We start from the raw sequence: 17058 nt of genomic DNA, 5'->3' as shown, positions 1-17058 counted from the left end.
CTCGATCATGGCTGTCACGGTGCCGGACTGGGCTGACACGCTGTTGGATCTGGTGGGGGTGAACTGGCCCAACGTCGATGAGGACGCCTACCGGGAGATGGCGGACGCGCTGCGGGAGTTCGCGGACGATCTCGCCGACGACGGGCAACTGGCCAACAACCACATGGAGCGCCTGCTGTCGTCGGGGCACGGCGAGGCCATGGACGCCCTGAACGAGCACTGGAACAAGGTCAAGGGCAAGCACCTGAAGGACATGGTGTCCGCTGCCCGGACGATCGCAGGTGCCCTGGACATGGCGGCGGGCGCGATCGAGGCCATGAAGTGGAAGGCCGTCGCAGAGCTGGGGATCCTGGCCGGCCAGACCGGTCTCGCCATGGCGCTGATCCCGGTGACCGGTGGCCTGTCCGCCCTGCTCGGTGCCGGGGCGATCGCCTTCACGAAGAAGCAGTTGCTGAAGCTCATCACGGGTGCCATGGAGGAGGCGGTCGGTCACATCGTCTCGGTGATGACCGAGCCCGTCGTGGCGGCATTGGAGAACATGGCGGCGGACCTGGTGGTCCAGGTGAGCATGGACGCGCTGGGCGTCCAGAACGGTGTGGACCTCGCCCAGACGAAGCAGGCCGGCAAGGACGGTTTCGATGAAGGCGTGCAGGGTGCCAAGGAGGGCCTGAACCTCGCCTCCGCAGGAAGCGGCGGCGGTCGCCCGGGGGGCAAGGGGTTCCACATCGAGCACGACGAGCACGACAGCGCCGGCACGAAGCTGAACGGCGTGAGCGTCGGGATCCATGGCAAGACCACCGGCAGGCTGACGAAGGCGAAGACGGCTCAGAGCCGCAACAAGGGCCGTGACGACATCGCCGACGCCCTGGACCCGGTCATCGAGAAGGCCATGGGCGCCCTGGTGAAGTCCGCCAAGACCATGGGCGACCACGTCGGTGAGACCCTGCCCAAGGCGGTCAAGCAGATATCCAAGGACCACAAGAACAACGACGACGCCATCCGCGACCGCCTCGCGCGGCAGCGCAAGGGCGACCATGACGACACCGACGGCGGGTCTCAGGAGCGCAGAGCACCGGGCCCCGACGCCCACACCAGGCCCAATTCGGTCAGCGATGCCAAGGGCGATCCCCGCGCCAACAGCGTGTCCCTGGACAAGACCGTCTGCAAAAACGATCCGGTCGACGTCGCCACGGGCAAGATGCTGCTCCCGCAGACGGACCTCGTCCTGCCCGGGGTGCTTCCGCTCACGCTGCGCCGAACCCATGTATCGACCTACCGCTACGGTCAGTGGTTCGGGCCCAGTTGGGCGTCCACCCTCGACGAGCGCATCGAGGTCGACGTGTTCGGCGGCGGAGCCATCTGGGCTCGTGAGGACGGCTCTCTGCTCATCTATCCGCGGCTGCCTCGCCCCGGCGGCGAGCAGGTCTTCCCTCTGGAGGGCGACCGGCTACCCCTGGTCCATGGCGGCGTCGACGGTGACGCGACCACGTACGAGGTGCGCGACCCTCACGGGGGTCCGGTCCGGAGCTTCACCGGCAACCCCTACCGGTCCTCGACCGCCTACTGGCTGTCTGCGGTCGAGGACCGAAATGGCAACCGCGTCGACGTGGCGCGCCGCGCCGACGGTGCCCCGACCGCCGTGACCCACTCGGGTGGATACGTCGTCCAGATCACCGCGACCGAGACCCGGGTGACGGACCTGGCTGTCCGTGGCCCTGGAGGCCCGACCACGGTCGTCGGCTACGGCTACGACCAGGCTGGTCGCCTCACCGCTCTGACCGGCCCGGATGGCACCGACGGCCCCGTCATGTACTTCACGTACGACGGTGATGGCCGCGTCACCTCGTGGACCGACCGCAATGCCTTCACCTTCCGCTACGTGTACGACGCCGAGGGCAGGGTCGCCGGCACGGTCGGCCCCGAAGGCACTCTCACGTCGACGTTCACCTACGACGTCCACCCTGAGACCGGGCACCGTATAACCCGTTACACCGACTCCACCGGCGCCACCAGCGTTCTGCACCTCAACGACCGCCTGCAGGTCGTCGCCGAGACCGACCCGCTCGGCCACACCACCTACCTGACCTGGGACGCGTACGACCGCCCGCTCACGCGCACCGACGCCCTGGGCCACACCACCGAACTCACCTGGAGTGAGGAAGGCAACCTGGTCGGGGTACGGCTGCCCGACGGCACCACGGCCACGGCCCGCTACGACGAGCGGAACATGCCCGTGGAGATCACGGGGGCGGACGGGACCGTGTGGCGGCAGACCTTCGACGGCCTGGGCAACTGCACCGGCGTCCAGGCTCCCGACGGGACGGTGAAGCGTTTCACCCACGACCGCACGGGCGCCATCGCGACCATGACCGACGCCCTGGGCGGCACAGTCCGCTTCACCTCCGACGCCGCCGGTCTCACCCTGGAGGTCAGCGACGACGAGCACGGCGTGACGCGCGTGCAGCGGGACCATCGCGGACGCCCCCTCCGCATCGTCGATCCGGTCGGCCAGGCGCAGGAGTTCGTGTGGGACAACGACGACCGCCTCGTCGCCCGAACCGCCACGGACGGAGCCCGTGAGAGCTGGGCCTGGGACGACGAAGGCAACTGCACGGCGTACACCGACGCCGCCGGCGGCGTCTGGGGCACTGCGTACGGCCCCTTCGACAAGCCTCTGGTCCGACTCGACCCGGACGGAGCCCGCCACCAACTGCGCTACGACACCGAACTACGCCTCGTCGAAGTCACCAACCCGCTCGGGCAGAGCTGGAGCTACACCTACGACGCCGCCGGCAACATGGCCGCCGAGACCGACTTCGAGGGACGCACCAGCCACTACCACTACGACGCGGCCAACCGGATCACGCGACGCGTCAACCCCGCCGGACAGACCGTCACCTACACCTGGGACGCCATGGGCCGGCTGACCTCAGACGACGCAGACGGCGCCCTCACCAACTACGTGTACGACACTGCCGGGGCGCTCGTCGAAGCCCGCACCGCGACATCCACGCTCAGTATCGTGCGCGATGTCATGGGCCGACCGCTCAGCGAAAGCATCGACGGGCGGACTCTCCGGTACGCGTACGATCCGGCCGGCCGCCGCATCGCGCGCACCACACCCACCGGCGCCGTCACCAGCCTCGCCTACGACCCCGCAGGCCGGTGCTCCTCGATGGCTGTGGACGGGAACGCCCTCACCTTCGGGCACGACCTCCTCGGCCGCGAGGTCTCCCGGTTCTGGGGCGATCCATCCACCCCGGTGAGCCTGACAACCACCTGGGACGACGCCGGCAGGCCGGCGGCGCAGAGCCTCGGCGCCGGAACTGTCCCCTCGCCCCTTGTCACGCGCGACTATTCCTACCGCGCCGACGGTTTCCCCGTCGCCATCGGCGAAAAGACCGCAGACACGGACCGACGCGTCAAGCAGATCACCATCGACCCGATGGGCCGGCCCCTCACCGTCGCCGACGACGGCTGGACGGAGCAGTACGCCTACGACCGAGCAGGCAATCAGGACGCAGCGCGGTGGCCCACCCGAGCCGGGCGTGGCGAGGCCCGCGGCCCGCGAACCTACGCCGGCACCCGTCTCCTCACCGCGGGAGCCCTCCACTACACACACGACGCAGCGGGCCGGGTCGTCGAACGCCGCCGCACCCGCCCCTCGCGCAAGCCCGACCTCTGGCGCTACACCTACGACGCACGGGACCGTCTCACCTCCTGCACCACACCCGACGGCACCCTGTGGACCTACACCTACGACCCCCTCGGCCGCCGCACCGCCAAGCACCGCATGGCAGACGACGGGCAAACCTCGGTGGAGACCATCCGCTACACCTGGGACGGAACCGTCCTCGCCGAACAGATCGACGAGGCCACCGCAACCGTTCTGACCTGGGAATACGATGGACACCGCCCGCTCGTCCAGTACGAACGCAGACTCCTCGACGACGCCGAGACCGACGCGCGTTTCTTCGCCATCGTCACCGACCTCGCCGGCACCCCCACCGAACTCGTCTCCACCACCGGCGAGACGACCTGGCGCAGCCGATCGACCACCTGGGGGACCACAGGGTGGAACCGCGACGCCACCGCCTACACCCCGCTCCGCTTCCCCGGACAGTACGCCGACCCTGAAACGGGCCTCCACTACAACTTCCACCGCCACTACGACCCCGACACCGCCCGCTACACCACCCTCGACCCCCTCGGCCTCGCGCCCGCGCCCAACCCGGCCACCTACGTCGCCAACCCCTGGGCATCCACCGACCCACTGGGCCTCGCCCCCAAGCGCTGTAGCTTCGACGCCTACGACTGGGGCGACTCGACGAGCGGCTTCGGCGGCAGCGTCCGCTACGGGCGCCTCGACCACCTGGGCCGCCCCACAGGTGTCTACGCCTCCATACGGCCCGAGATGCTCAACAAGGGAACCGAGGCCGGCACCTTGCGGACCCCCGGCTGGCGCGGCAACGGCAACGACTTCAACGAGGCCCGTGGCCACCTCTACGCCAACCGCCTCGGCGGTCACGGAACGGGGAAGTTCGCCCATCAGAATCTGGTGACCGAGACGCAGACCCCCACCAACACGCCCGAACAGCGGCTGTCGGTAGAGGCGGTGATCTATGACCAGGTCAAGAACAATGACGAGGTCGTCCAGTACAACGTGGTCCCCAAGTACGCGGGCAGCAACCCGATCCCCCACGAAATCCACTTCACGGCGTACGGCAGCAAGGGTTTCACCTTCACCTACATTCTTGAGAACCCCGCCGCGTACGTCAGAACCGGCGTCTAGCGCTCACGACGAATCGTTCCGGAGAAACGCATGCCCCGCACCACACCCTCGCGTCCAGCCGATGTCGAGGAGCTCTTTCCCGGCCTCGCCGAGTTCCGGCGGACAGCGACGCGACTTCACCCGCGCCCCGGAGACCCGAAGGCACAGGACAGCTCCGTCGCAGGCCCCATGCTGTGGCCGGCCGACGAACCCTGGCCGATGTGCACTGCCGTCCACCCCAAGGGAACCGGGCACCTGCTGGCCGACGTCCGACTCGCACGCCGTATCCATGCGGCTTCGGAGGGGCGGAAGAAGACCGAAGAGGAGATCGCTCTCCTCGCCACCCTCCGGGACGGGCTGCACGACCCCGGCATCGGCGACGCGGACCCCATCCCGATGCTGGCCGCCGCGCAGCTGTGGGCACGGGACATCCCCGACCTCACCGGGCCCCCGGGGTACGACCTCCTCCAGGTCTTCTGGTGCCCGTTCGAGGCGCACGGCCCCGACGCGAGCGTAGACGTCGTATTGAAGTGGCGCCGCAGCCAGGACATCGGTGCCGTACTCAGCGAACAGCCCGAGCCGCTTGTCGTCGGCTCACCCGAGTGCGTTCCCCAGCCCTGCGACCTCCACCCCGAGCAAATCGTCGAACACGAATACCTCGGCCTGCTCCCCGAGGATCTGCAGGAAGCCATCGCGACGTGGGAGGAGGAGCTCCTCGAAGAGGACGAGCAGGAGGCGGAAGCGGACTTCCCCACCGAGTACTCCAGCGACCTGTCCCTCGCCCCGGGCTGGAAGGTCGGCGGCTTCGCCACCTGGCACCTCACCGACCCGCGCCCCGTCGACTGCACCATGTGCGGCACTTCCATGCCCCCGCTCCTCACCGCCCACCATGTCGAATGGGATCCCGCCTCGGAGAGCTGGGCTCCCCTGGAAGATCGCCGCCCCGATCTGTACCGGCACGTCATCACCCCCACGGGCGTGTACCTGGGGCGCGGTTACCTGCGTATCCACACCTGCCCCACAGACGCGTTCCACCCCCATCAACTGAGCTTCCAGTAGCAGCGGGGAGAGGCCTCCGGCAGCCGCGTCAGGTGCCATGCCCGCATGCCCGATGCAGCCCTCCGACTGCAGCAACCGCCGAGCAGAAGAGCCGCGGACGCGCCGGCGGTCGTGGGTGGGGGACCCGGTGGCCCGTCCGCTTCTTCGGCCACCCACGACTCCATGGTCACCATCGCCGTGGACGGCCTGGACCAGCAGATCGACATCCGTGCTCCCGGGCCGCTCCGGTTCCGTCCAGGCGGGAGGATCGGCATCCGCGTCACCGGCGAGGCCGGCTTGCACGAAGACACCCCCTAGGAGAGGGCACTGTCAGCGGCGGGCAGGACCTGTTCGGCCCAGATGACCTTGCCTTCCGGTGTGTACCGGGTGCCCCAGTGCTCGCTGAGCTGGGCCACCAGGAACAGTCCGCGGCCTCCCTCGTCCGTGGTGGCGGCATACCGCAGATGCGGGGCGGTACTGCTGCCGTCCCACACCTCGCAGGTCAGAGTGCGATCGCGCAACAGACGAACGCGAACTGGCGCGGCGGCGTACCGTATGGCGTTGGTGATGAGCTCGCTGAGGATCAGTTCTGTCGTGAAGGCGAGTTCCTGCAGGCCCCACTCCTCGAGTTGCCCGGCCGCGAGGCCGCGTATGGCGCCGACCTCGCTCGGGTCGAACGGTACATCCCACTCTGCGACCCGGCTGGGGCCCAGAGTCCGTGTCCGGGCGATGAGCAGCGCGATGTCGTCGGCCGGCCGGCCGGGGAGCAGGGCGTCGAGTACGGCGCGGCGGCTGGCTTGCGGGTCTCGGTCGGGGTGGCTCAGCGCCGTGCGCAGCTTTTCCACGCCCACTGAGATGTCCCGGCTCCGCTCCTCGACCAACCCGTCGGTGTACAGGACGAGCTGACTGCCTTCCGCCAGGTGTATTTCCATGGTCTCGAACGGCATGCCTCCCAGCCCCAGCGGGGGGCCGGCCGGCAGTTCCGAGATCGTCGTCGTGCCGTCCGGGGCGACCACAAGCGGTGGCATGTGTCCTGCCCGCGCCATGGTGCAGTTCTGGGAGACCGGGTCGTAGACGGCGTACAGGCAGGTCGCGCCCAGGACACCGGCGTCCGAGGGCGCGCTGTCGCCTTCCTGGTCCATGCGCTGGACGAGGTTGTCGAGACGGGCGAGGAGTTCGTCGGGCGGCAGATCCAAGGAGGAGAAGTTGTGCACGGCCGTGCGTAGCCGCCCCATGGTGGCCGCGGCGTGCAGGCCGTGCCCGACGACGTCTCCGACGACGAGCCCGACGCGGCTGCCCGACAGCGGGATCACGTCGAACCAGTCCCCGCCCACTCCGGACTGGGCGGGCTGGTAGAAGTGCGCGACGTCCACCGCGCTCTGCTCGGGCAGATCCTGCGGCAGCAGGCTGCGCTGGAGCGTCACGGCGAGATTGTGTTCGCGGGTGTAGCGGCGGGCGTTGTCCATGGTGACCGCGGCGCGGCCGACAAGCTCCTCGGCCAGGGACAGGTCGTCCTCGTCGAACGGTTCCGGCTTCTGCGACCGCCAGAAGTTGACGATCCCGAGCACGACACCCCTGGCCTTCAGCGGAGCCGCGATGAGCGAGTGGATGCCGTAGTCGACGATCCGGGACGTCCGCGGCGGGTCCTGGGCGTGCCAGCCCGGCGCGTCATGGAGATCGGGTACGAGTTCGGCCGTGCCCGTACCGTAGCCACGGGCCTGCGGTGTGGACGGCAGGAAGTCGATCAGTGCGCCGAGCGGGTACAGCGGGTGATCGGATCGGATGCCGCTGACCGCCGTGCGCCGCATGTCGGCGCCCGGGCCGGGCTCGTCGCCCTTCAGTACCGGGTCGGCCAGGTCGACCGTGACGAAGTCCGCGAACTGGGGAACGGCGACGTCGGCCAGTTCCTTCGCGGTGCGGACCACGTCGAGGGTGGTGCCGATGTCACCCCCGGCGTCGTACAGCAGCTTGAGCCGCTTGCGGGCCGTCTCCGCCCGGCTGCTCAGGAGTTGCATCTCGGTGGAGTCGCGGATGGTGACCGCCGAGCCATGCGGGCGGGTGGGCCGCTGATTGACCACGAGCAGCCGGTCCCCGGCCTGCAGCACCTCGTCGGTGGCCACCCGGCCGGACAGCAGCAGTTCCGCCATGCGGCGATCCATGCCGACCTCGTCGACGGGGCGTCCTTCGGCGTCGTCCGACAGGCCGAGCAGCCGTCCGGCCTCGTCGTTCGCCAGGAGTAGTCGTCCTTCGCCGTCCGTGATCAGCACCCCTTCGCGGACGGAGTGGAGCACCGCGTCGTGGTGCTCGTACATGCGGGTCATCTCCTGCGTGCCGAGCCCGTGGGTCTGGCGGCGCAGTCTTCGGCTGATCAGCGCCGTGCCGACGGTGGCCAGAGCCAGACCGATGGCGATGGCCAGGAGGATGACCGGGAGCTGACGGTCGGCGATGCCGGTCACGCTCTCCACCGTCAGACCTGCCGAGACGAGGGCGACCACTTTACCCTCGGGCGAGGTGACCGGGACGATCGCCTGGATCTCCTTACCGAGCGGCCCTTCCACACTCTCGGTGTACACCTCGCCGGCGAGTGAGGGCTCGATCGTGCCGACGAACCGCTCGCCGATGCGGTCGGGCTGGGGGTGGCTGTAGCGGATGCCGTTCGTGTCCATCACCACGATGAAGTCCACGCCTGCGTCCTTGCGTGTCTCCTCGGCGAGGGGCTGCAGGATCGCGGACGGGTCCGGCGAACTCAGCGCGTCCTGCAGGCCCAGGGAGTTCGCGAAGGTCTGAGCCACGGAAACCGACCGGTTGCGCGCTTCACGGTCGATGTCGTACCGCGACTGCAGCACCAGAGCCAGGAGGGCCCCGGCGGCGAGCAGCACCACGATCGCCACCTGAAGGACGAAGACCTGTCCGGCGACGCTTCCGAATCTTCTGCCTAGGTTCGACCGCACCGGTACGCCGGGCACGAGAGACGAGACGGGCTCACAACCCCAGTTGTAGCACCTCCCCGAGGCCAGGGCTCCTGGCGTTCACGGTGCGCATCTGGGCCACTGCACAAGGTTCCCTCCCTCGCGAGTCAGGGGGATGGGCGTCGATCCATGATCTGGGGGACGAGGGCGTCCAGGTCGAGGTGCGCCACGTCCAGGTCACGGCGCCGATCCGGTTTCCTCCCGTGCGATGCGGCCCAGCAGGGGGGCCACCCAGTCCGGGAGGGCGGAAGCCGTGGGGCGGGGCGGGCGGGGGTCGGCGGTGATGCCGATGCCACCCGCCGGGTCGCCGTACACGAACCGCTGCGACCACGCGAGCCACGAACGGACGAACTGGTTCGCGCTCCACGCCAGGGCCAGCGCACCGCGCCGCTCGGGAACCTCGTACCAGTAGCTGGTGAGCACGACCGCGCGGGAGACCGCCTCGTCCGGGTCCCCCGGCCGGGAATCGGCGGTGAGCCCGGCGGCCAGCACCGACGCCGCGAACCGGTTGTCCGCGAGCAGTCCGCCGCTGTCGCAGACGACCGCGTCCAGCAGGTCCGCCGGGAGGTCCACGGCGGCCGACTCCAGCCGCGCCAGGAGTGCGGCCGACCCCGGATCGCCGGCGGTCTCGGGGCCGGGCACCACCCTCAGGTCGGCCGGCAGCCGCTCGTCCGCCGTGCGGGTGGCCAGGAGGTGCACGTACGCCAGCGCGCGCAGCGTCTGCCAGCGGCAGAGCGAGTCGAGCAGGGCGATCCGGGAGCCGCGGAAGGCGAGCCGCACCGGCCAGGCGACCGCCCGGACCTCGTCCCCCAGAGCCCGCAGCTCCGGCGGCACCGGGGCCGGGAAGACCCGGCTCTGACCGGGGTCGTAGGACGGCTCGGCGCGGTAGCCCGGCAGGCCGGGTACGGGGTTCGGGGGTGTACCGCTGCGGCTACCCATTCACTTCGTCGTCCTTCGGTGTCCGCCACTTCGCCGTGTTCTCGCCGTCCCGCGGAGTGATGTAGTGGGAGAGGTCCTCCGGGTCGATGTGGTACGCGTGGATCATATGGTCCTGGCGGATGATGGCCACCGGCCTCGACGGGTCGAGGCTGCGGTCGATGATGATCCGCGCCCCCGTCGCGCCGTCGACGTAGTGGGCCGGCGACTGCAGATGGCCCCGCAGGTACTTCTGCCCGCCGCGTCGCGCGTGAAGCCGATCCGTCGGCCGGACGTGGTCAGCGCGTCGCGGCGGCCCGCGGCGTCGTAGGTGCAGGCGAGGGTGCGGCCGTCGACCTTCTCCTCGAGGAGCCGGCCCGCCCGGTCGCGCAGCCGGGTCAGCACGCTCTCCCCGCGCACCGCGACGGCGAGCCGGTCGAACACGACCGTCCATTCCGTGCGTGTGACCGCGCCCAGGGGGTCGGTGACCGCCGTGTGCCCGCCCGAAGGCGTCCCGCTCGTACGTCGTGGTGGCGCCGAGCCGGTTGGTGACGGCGAGCGGCAGCCCCGCCCGGTCGGTGCGGACCCGGCCGGCCTCGTCGTAGGCGTACCGGGTGACCGCGCCGAGCGGGTCTCGTGGACCGACACGGACGACCGCCGCTACGCGTACGCCCACGACGATCTCGCCCGCCGTGACCAACCCATGGACGGGCCCCGGCGGCTTCGACGTCCAGCCGCTCCATCTGTACCAGGTGGCGACGGCCCTCGCCGTCGAGCAGCAGTCGTTCCACAAGGCGCTCGTGCAGTTCCTCGACGTTCACGCCGGCTACTCCAAGGTCGGCGGATCCGGCACCGTCACCGCCGAGTTCGCCACCCAGTACGCCGCGGTCGTCGCCCTGCTCATGGAGGCACACGGCAAGGCCGTGGTCGCCATCGGCGGCGCGGCCGTCGGCTTCACCACCACGGGAAACAACTTCCGTCAGGCGGACGCGGCCACCCACCCGCTCAATCCACCCTTCGCGCCGCAGCCGCCGCCGCAGGTCATCTCCGCGCCTCCGGCGTACACGGCCCCGCCGCCGTTCGGCGTCCGGGACGGCAACGCCGTCGACGAATTCGCCGACATCTTCGACGGCGGAGACATCCCCGGCTCCCTGATGCGCACCGTGATCGAGGAAGCGCTGCGCACCGGCCGCGCGCTGGAGATCCTGCCGCTCCCGAACTACCTCAAGGTCAACGAGCTCTCGCAGGCATGGCTGCCGTACCAGACGGGCCTCGGCATCATCCAGGGACAGCTCACCGGCACCATCGACGCCTTTCTTCGAGCGCCTCAAGAAGCTGTGGAAGGGCCTGGGTGCCGCAGTGCTCGCCAGCATCGACACGGACGCCGTGAACCGCGCCGTCGACACCTACGAGACCGCGCTGCGGGCTCAGACGGAGAAGGTGAAGGGCCTGCTCGAACCGCTGCGGGAGGCTTCGCGCGCGGTGCCGACCTTCCAGTCGCAGTCGGCGAGGGCGGAGGCGTTCGGGGCGCGCTCGCTCTTCGAGTTCGACCGGTCGATCGTCCCGCTCAACGAGCAGTCGCGGAACCCGAACAACAGGTTCGGCATCGACCTCGCCTCGATGGAATGGGAGACCAACCCCTATCAGGCCACTCCGAACGACCCGTTGAGACCGGGGAAGGACGCCTACGCGATCGACCGGCATGTCGGCCTCTCCCCGGACCAGCTGCGGATGCGCGTACGGGACCAGGGCGTCGACGCCTCGGCCTTCCCGGACCTTCCGGCCGCCCAGAAGCACGTCCAGGCCGCGCTGAACGACCCCGACAACATCCAGACGATCGAGCAGTGGATGGGGAGGCAGAAGCAGCGGGTGGCCAACGGGACGTTCAGCCCCGCGTCCTCGCCGCAGCTGAACGTCTTCACCGTGACGGACGCGAAGGGGAACAACATCGTGACGGGATCCTCCGTCTCGCAGTCCGACTTCACGGCCCAGGGCTTCGGCGCCCAGCCGAAGCAGGTCCACAGCGTGAGGCTGGTTCTCGCCTACTCGCCGGAGTCCGGTACGTTTTATGTACGCACCGCCTTCCCGTGCCCGCCGTAACATGCGCCACGTGATCTCGAAGCACGACGAGTTCCTCACCCAAGGCACGGTGGGGCTGCTGCTGCGTATCGCCGTGGCGTCGCGCAACCCGGGGGCCGCGCCGCTGGAGGACGAACTCCAGCGCCTGTCCCGCTTCCTGCTGGATTCCAGGGCGACGTCAGCGGCGATGCCGCCAGCGGTGCTGGCCTCCCTGCTGGACCTTCTGGCCGACGAGGTCGGAACCGAGGCGTTCGAGAGCAGACCCGCCGAGTACCGCCAGGCCCTGGCCTGGGCGGCCGGCGACGATCCGTCGGCGGACTTCCTGCGCGCGATGGCCGCCCTCATCCGCGACCGCCAGTTCCTCATGTACCCGGATATGACAGAGCTGCCGTTGTCCGGCTGGGAGGCGAGCGGACGGTTCTCGCTGACCTCGGCCTTCGTCTCGTCGATGGTCTCGGGGGAGTACGACAGCGTGGACGAGGCCTTGGACGAGATCCTGACCAGTGAGCACCCCGACTGCCATGAGCGACTCGGCGACCTCGCCGGGGAGTTGCAGCGCATCCTGTACCTGTTCCGCACGCGCGCCGAGTTCGACGCCGCCTTCGCCACCGTCATGCCTCACGTGACCCACGCACGCGTCCGCTACCTCCTCGACGCCGTCCACGCCCACTTCGCCGAGCAGCACTGACCCACCGCACCGACCCACCACCCCATCGCCCCGGAAGGAGCCGCCGCCATGCCCATCGATCCGAACCTCGCCGTCGCGGACGAGGACCTGAAGCGTCTCGCCGACGACCTGGACGCCATGCGGACGCACATCGACGGCCAGGTGCGCCGGATGGACGCGATCGTCGACCGGGCCGAGGCGCGGTGGCGCAGCGAGGCGGCGACGGCGTACCGGAAGCTGCACCGGGAGGCCGGTGCGGACGCCGTGCGGGTCCGGGAGATCCTGGAAGTCCTGGCGCAGGCGGTGCGGATGAGCCGGGACGGCTTCACGCGCCAAGAGCTGGACAGCCTGCGGCAGTTCCGGGCCGAGATGAAGAAGGGTGCCGTTCACCCCCGGCGCCTGGCTCGCCACGCTCGCCGTCCGGCTGCGCGGCTGACCGTCCGCCCGCGCTCCGGTCCCGGCGGGCAGCCGCCGGCCGGTGCGGGTACCTGCACAGGCGGACAGGGACCACGGCTGCGGTGTCAGTCCGCTGAACTATCCTTCCCGCCATCGCCCACCGACCGACTGTAGGGACCACGAGACTTGACCGGCCTGCCTGCTTTCCCGCTGCCCTTCCACGCTGCGCGTTCCCTCGCGTTCGCGACACCCCGAACGCTGCGGGAACTCCAGATGATGGAGTGCAGCGCGCACATCCGGGCGAAGCCGGGGTGGTTCGACAAGATGAACGATGCCGGCATCGTCGCCCGGTGGACGCAGGAGGCGGTCGCCCAGGGCCTCACCGAGGCACAGGTCCGCTACGTGCTTGCCGAACTCGTGCACTACGCCGCGCTGCGGGACGGGCGAACCGGCATCGAGGTGTCCGCCGTCGACGGGGTGTGGCAGTCGGACACACTGGTCGACGACAAGCTCGGATCCCGGCTGCGCGAGGCGGTGCGGGTCCTGGAGCAGGTCCCCGAAGCAGAGCGGGACTGGCATCCCGGATCCGACGGCCAGGTGCTGGATCTGGTTCATCCCTCACTGTTCTGCCTGGTGAGAGAGGTGAGCGGCGGGCCGGAGCGGGCTTGGCGCAACCCGACGGACCGCTACTCGAAGCACGAGTTCTCGGAGAGGTTCCAGTGGCTGCCCACGGACGTCGAGGTCGGTGACGACGGCGCTGTCGACTTCCGTTCGTACGTCAACAACGTCCACCCCGAGACTCACCACGAACTGGCCGCCGTCCTGCCGGACCTGTTCGCGCGGATGCGCCCGCTGCTGGAGAACGTGCTCACCGATCTGCGCCATCCGCGGCCCCTGCGGATCGAGGCCGATCCCTACGGGTGGTACGACTCGGAACCGGAGTATCCGGACCGATCCTCCTTCAGTGACGCCGCGGCCTACGAAGAGGCCCGCCGTGCATGGGAAACGGCCATGGACGACTGGTGGGAGAACCGCCGCCCGGTCGTCCCGGACGCCCCGGCCTTCACGCCGCCCGAGTCGCCCGACGAATCCGCCCGGGTCGACCTGCGCGGCCGCCGTCTCCAGGTCATCGTCAAGCTGGCCACCGTTCATCTCACGCCGGACAAGCCCGAGTACGCGGGTGGTTCCTGGCATGTCGAGGGGATGTTGAACGAGCGCATCGTCTCCACCGGCATCTACTACTGGGACAGCGAGAACATCACCGAGAGCCGGCTGAGTTTCCGGGCGGCACTCGACGACCCGAACTACGAACAGAACGACGACAACGGTCTGCGCGAGGTCTACGGCCTGGAGGACGAGGACGCGCTGAACCAGATGCTGGGATCGGCGTCGACGCCGGCGGGTCGCTGCCTGGCGTTCCCGAACGTCCTGCAACACCGCGTCGGCTCGTTCCGCCTCATGGACCCCACCCGCCCGGGACACCGCAAGATCCTCGCGTTCTTCCTGGTGGACCCGTCGGAAACGATCGTCTCGACCTCCGACGTGCCACCGCAGCAGCCGTGGTCCGACACCTCGACCATGACGCGCGAACAGGCTGAGAACTACCGCGAACAACTCATGCAGGAGCGCAAGTTCTTCGTCGACGAACACAACGAGCAGCTCTACGAACGAGAGTTCTCCCTCTGCGAGCACTAGACAAGAGGGCGGCTCCCTCCAGGTCGGCCACGTCGGCACACCGCCGACCACCGCCGACCGCCGCCGCGGGCCGGATCGGGGGTCAGCGGCTCGATCCGGCCCCGGGCATCGCGCCTACCGGGCGTCGACGAGGGCGACGGCCTCGGCGAAGTCGGCGTACGCGGGCTCGAAGGTGCGGGCGGCGACGAGGAACATCGAGCGGTCCGTCAGGGCCCGGGCGAGGCGTGCGGGGTCGTCGGGCAGGCGGCGGGCGAGTGTCACGCCTTCGTCGAAGGACGGCTTGAAACGCTCCTCGAACCGATAGGGGTGGTTGCCGTCGCGGATGGCCGCGCGGATGCTGATCCTGCGCTGGACGTCCACCAGTTCGGGCAGTGGGCCGGCCCCGCGCAGTGCCTCCGCCTCCGCTTCGAGCCCTGGCTGGGTGCCGAGGAAGGAGACCCGCGTGGCGCTCGACCGCCTGAGGTCGGTGCCGAACGGCGGCATCGGGGACTCGGCGCTCGCGGCCGGTTCGTCGGCCTGCCCCGACAGGGCGAACAGGGTGACCCACCACCCGAGGAGGCAGCTCCAGTTCTTCGGCTCGCCCGTCGTCGCCAGCTCCTCCAGGACGGTCAGGGCCTGGCGGCGGACGGCCGCCGCGTCCGCCCCGTGCCCGGCGGCCTCGCGCATCCGGGAGTGGTGCACCAGCTCCCAGGTGAGGATGGACGCCGCCGTGCGCTGCCCGGCGGCCTCGCGCCGGGTCCGGTCCAGGAGCTCGCGGAAGACGGCCGACGCCTCGTCGTGCAGGCCGGCGCCCTCCAGGTTCGCCGCCCACTCGACCCTGTTCCAGAACTCCGGTGTACCGTTCCGCGCCGCATCCTCGTTGAGCTTCGCAGCCTCGTGGAACCGCCCCTCCTCGGCCAGTACCTCCGCCGGCCGCCCGCTCCGTCCCGCCTGGGCCATCTCCTCGCAGGCCGCGCGCCCCTCGGCTCGGCGTCCGAGAGCGAACAGAGCCCTCTGGTAGGCGTCGAGGGCCCTGTGCAGCCGTTCTGCCCGGGCCGGCGCCCCGGCCTCGATCCTCCGCGCGGCTTCGACCGCTTCGGCGGTCAGTGTCAGATCCACCTCGGGGTCCCGGCTGCGGTAGCTCATCAGGAGGAGCGCGTCGACGAGCTTCGGCAGATACGCCTTCGGGCTCACCTCCGCCAGAACCCGGTACGCGTGGACCTCTTCGAGCAGGCGCAGCCGGCCGGAACCCAGCAGCAGCACCCGTGCCCGCAGCACCGCGTCGTGATCGATCTTCCCCATGTTCCCCCTGTTCTCCGGGTGATTCACGAAGGAGATTCTGGGAGTCGGTGAGCGGACCGGACAAGGCTCGCGAACTGTGCGTTCCGTCCTACGAAAAGCGGCTCTGACCTGTCATGATGGACATGCTTCATCCTCGTGCGCCGGGCCACTCACCCGGAACCGGCCGTCGGCTCCGTGGTCTCGCCCGCCGGGCGGGCCGCGGTGAGCGTACAGACGCCGTCCCGGCACCGGCGCTCCAGCCGGCCGCGCGAGACGGTCTGGGCCAGCCCCACCATCCAGCAGGTGGGGCAGCCGCGGAAGGCGATCAGGGCCAGCGGAGCCGCGAGCAGGGTGGCCGGGCCGGCCACGGGCACCAGGGCGATCGAGCCGATGATCAGTCCGAAGCCGAGGGCGCCGCGCGCCAGATGGCGGGGGACCGACCTGCTGGCGAAGTCCGGTCCGGGTGCCGCGGAGCGTGGGGTCGACCGGGGCTTCGCACCCGGTGCGGGCTTCTCGGTGTTCACGCGGTTCACGGTGTTCACGGTCGTGTGTCCTCTCCTTCGGGACGGTCGGCGGACTCCAGCGAGTGACGCAGCGCCGCGCGCGCCCGGTGCAGCCGGGACTTCATCGCGGCGTCGCTCAGGCCGAGGGCGTGGGCGACGGTCCGGCCGGGCAGGCCCTGGACGTCCCGCATGACCAGGACCTGCCGCTGGTCGCGGGGGAGGGCGCCGACCGCGGACGCGATCCTCGCGACCTCCTGCCGGTGCAGCACCGCCTCCTCGGCGGACGGTTCCGCGGGCGCCTCCTCCTCGGCCGGTGTCCCGTCGACGCGTCGCGCGACGAGGAGCCGTACCTGCCGCAGGCACTCGTTGCGCACGATCCGGAACATCCAGGAGGCGAGCGCGCCCGAGGCCCGCAGGGTGCCGATCTTCCGGTAGAGGATGATCAGCGCCTCCTGCGCCGCGTCCTCGGCGTCCTGCGGCGAGGCGCAGAGCGACAGCGCGAACCTGCGCACATGGGGCTGCGACTCCAGCACCACCGTGGTGAGCGAGGTGAGGTCGCCGTCCTGGGCGGCTTTGACCAGGCGTTCGTCGGGCCATGCGAGGTGTCGTCGTCGGTTCATTCCCTGCTCGTTCCGGAGTGCGTGCCGTCCGCGGACGCCGTTCAGCGCCGGCTCCGGTAGCGCCGCGCCAGGTGCCACACGCACGCACCCACGAGCAGGACTCCGATCACGACGAGGCCGGTGACCATCATGAGTTTCCCTCCTG

The 17058-nt window shown here is 70.1% G+C and carries 12 protein-coding genes; 7 read left to right on the top strand and 5 right to left on the bottom strand.

The features are described 5' to 3' along the window. The first annotated feature begins 7 nt into the window (after positions 1-7). The 3 genes from ACE1OA_RS05670 to ACE1OA_RS05660 all read left to right on the top strand — a co-directional run bounded on the left by ACE1OA_RS05670 (position 8) and on the right by ACE1OA_RS05660 (position 6127). Positions 8-4792 (top strand): DUF6531 domain-containing protein, encoded by a 4785-nt coding sequence (locus ACE1OA_RS05670; protein ID WP_432752401.1) that lies wholly within the window; start codon positions 8-10, stop codon positions 4790-4792. A gap of 198 nt (positions 4793-4990) precedes the next feature. Beyond that, positions 4991-5830 (top strand): hypothetical protein, encoded by an 840-nt coding sequence (locus tag ACE1OA_RS05665; RefSeq protein WP_432752400.1) that lies wholly within the window; start codon positions 4991-4993, stop codon positions 5828-5830. 162 nt (positions 5831-5992) lie between these two features. Further along, complete coding sequence (locus tag ACE1OA_RS05660) at positions 5993-6127, top strand: hypothetical protein (protein ID WP_432752399.1); 135 nt, start codon at positions 5993-5995, stop codon at positions 6125-6127. On the opposite strand, the gene ACE1OA_RS05655 is transcribed toward ACE1OA_RS05660, so the two are convergent. Next, positions 6124-8700, bottom strand: a complete 2577-nt coding sequence (locus ACE1OA_RS05655) for a SpoIIE family protein phosphatase (RefSeq protein ID WP_432752398.1) — start codon at positions 8698-8700, stop codon at positions 6124-6126. The genes ACE1OA_RS05660 and ACE1OA_RS05655 overlap by 4 nt on opposite strands. 255 nt (positions 8701-8955) lie before the next feature. After that, entirely contained in the window at positions 8956-9717 is a 762-nt protein-coding gene (locus ACE1OA_RS05650; protein WP_432752397.1) for a hypothetical protein, read from the bottom strand. 1335 nt (positions 9718-11052) lie between these two features. Here ACE1OA_RS05650 and ACE1OA_RS05645 point away from each other — a divergent pair. From ACE1OA_RS05645 to ACE1OA_RS05630, 4 genes are read left to right on the top strand one after another with little or no spacing between them, the layout of a single operon-like run. After that, positions 11053-11793, top strand: coding sequence for an RNase A-like domain-containing protein (locus ACE1OA_RS05645; protein WP_432752396.1), 741 nt, complete (start codon positions 11053-11055; stop codon positions 11791-11793). Positions 11794-11803: 10 nt separating this feature from the next. After that, positions 11804-12460, top strand: coding sequence for a hypothetical protein (locus tag ACE1OA_RS05640; protein ID WP_432752395.1), 657 nt, complete (start codon positions 11804-11806; stop codon positions 12458-12460). Between the two features lie 48 nt (positions 12461-12508). Further along, positions 12509-13009 carry a WXG100 family type VII secretion target gene (locus ACE1OA_RS05635; protein WP_432752394.1) on the top strand — a complete coding sequence of 167 codons (501 nt, stop codon included), beginning with the start codon at positions 12509-12511 and terminating at the stop codon, positions 13007-13009. Between the two features lie 12 nt (positions 13010-13021). Then, positions 13022-14530, top strand: coding sequence for a DUF4246 domain-containing protein (locus ACE1OA_RS05630; RefSeq protein ID WP_432752393.1), 1509 nt, complete (start codon positions 13022-13024; stop codon positions 14528-14530). 114 nt (positions 14531-14644) lie between these two features. Here the strand turns inward: ACE1OA_RS05630 and ACE1OA_RS05625 are convergent, their stop codons facing one another. The 3 genes from ACE1OA_RS05625 to ACE1OA_RS05615 all read right to left on the bottom strand — a co-directional run bounded on the left by ACE1OA_RS05625 (position 14645) and on the right by ACE1OA_RS05615 (position 16913). Further along, positions 14645-15811 (bottom strand): hypothetical protein, encoded by a 1167-nt coding sequence (locus ACE1OA_RS05625; protein ID WP_432752392.1) that lies wholly within the window; start codon positions 15809-15811, stop codon positions 14645-14647. A gap of 149 nt (positions 15812-15960) precedes the next feature. Continuing rightward, a complete protein-coding gene (locus ACE1OA_RS05620) occupies positions 15961-16332 on the bottom strand; it encodes a hypothetical protein (RefSeq protein WP_432752391.1) in 372 nt (123 codons plus the stop codon). Then, on the bottom strand, positions 16329-16913 hold the full coding sequence (locus ACE1OA_RS05615; protein WP_432752390.1) for an RNA polymerase sigma factor: 585 nt from the start codon (positions 16911-16913) through the stop codon (positions 16329-16331). Before ACE1OA_RS05615 ends, ACE1OA_RS05620 begins: the two co-directional genes overlap by 4 nt. Positions 16914-17058 lie beyond the last annotated feature (145 nt).

The sequence above is a fragment of the Streptomyces sp. JL2001 genome (assembly GCF_050917515.1).
Classification (GTDB): domain Bacteria; phylum Actinomycetota; class Actinomycetes; order Streptomycetales; family Streptomycetaceae; genus Streptomyces.
This window is presented reverse-complemented; position numbering and strand designations above follow the sequence as displayed.

Excerpts from the sequence above, each read along its gene's own strand:
- ACE1OA_RS05670 (WP_432752401.1), top strand. The coding sequence starts at position 8 with ATGGCTGTCACGGTGCCGGACTGGGCTGACACGCTGTTGGATCTGGTG.
- ACE1OA_RS05665 (WP_432752400.1), top strand. The coding sequence starts at position 4,991 with ATGTGCACTGCCGTCCACCCCAAGGGAACCGGGCACCTGCTGGCCGAC.
- ACE1OA_RS05660 (WP_432752399.1), top strand. The coding sequence starts at position 5,993 with ATGGTCACCATCGCCGTGGACGGCCTGGACCAGCAGATCGACATCCGT.
- ACE1OA_RS05650 (WP_432752397.1), bottom strand. The coding sequence starts at position 9,717 with ATGGGTAGCCGCAGCGGTACACCCCCGAACCCCGTACCCGGCCTGCCG.
- ACE1OA_RS05635 (WP_432752394.1), top strand. The coding sequence starts at position 12,509 with ATGCCCATCGATCCGAACCTCGCCGTCGCGGACGAGGACCTGAAGCGT.
- ACE1OA_RS05625 (WP_432752392.1), bottom strand. The coding sequence starts at position 15,811 with ATGGGGAAGATCGATCACGACGCGGTGCTGCGGGCACGGGTGCTGCTG.
- ACE1OA_RS05615 (WP_432752390.1), bottom strand. The coding sequence starts at position 16,913 with ATGAACCGACGACGACACCTCGCATGGCCCGACGAACGCCTGGTCAAA.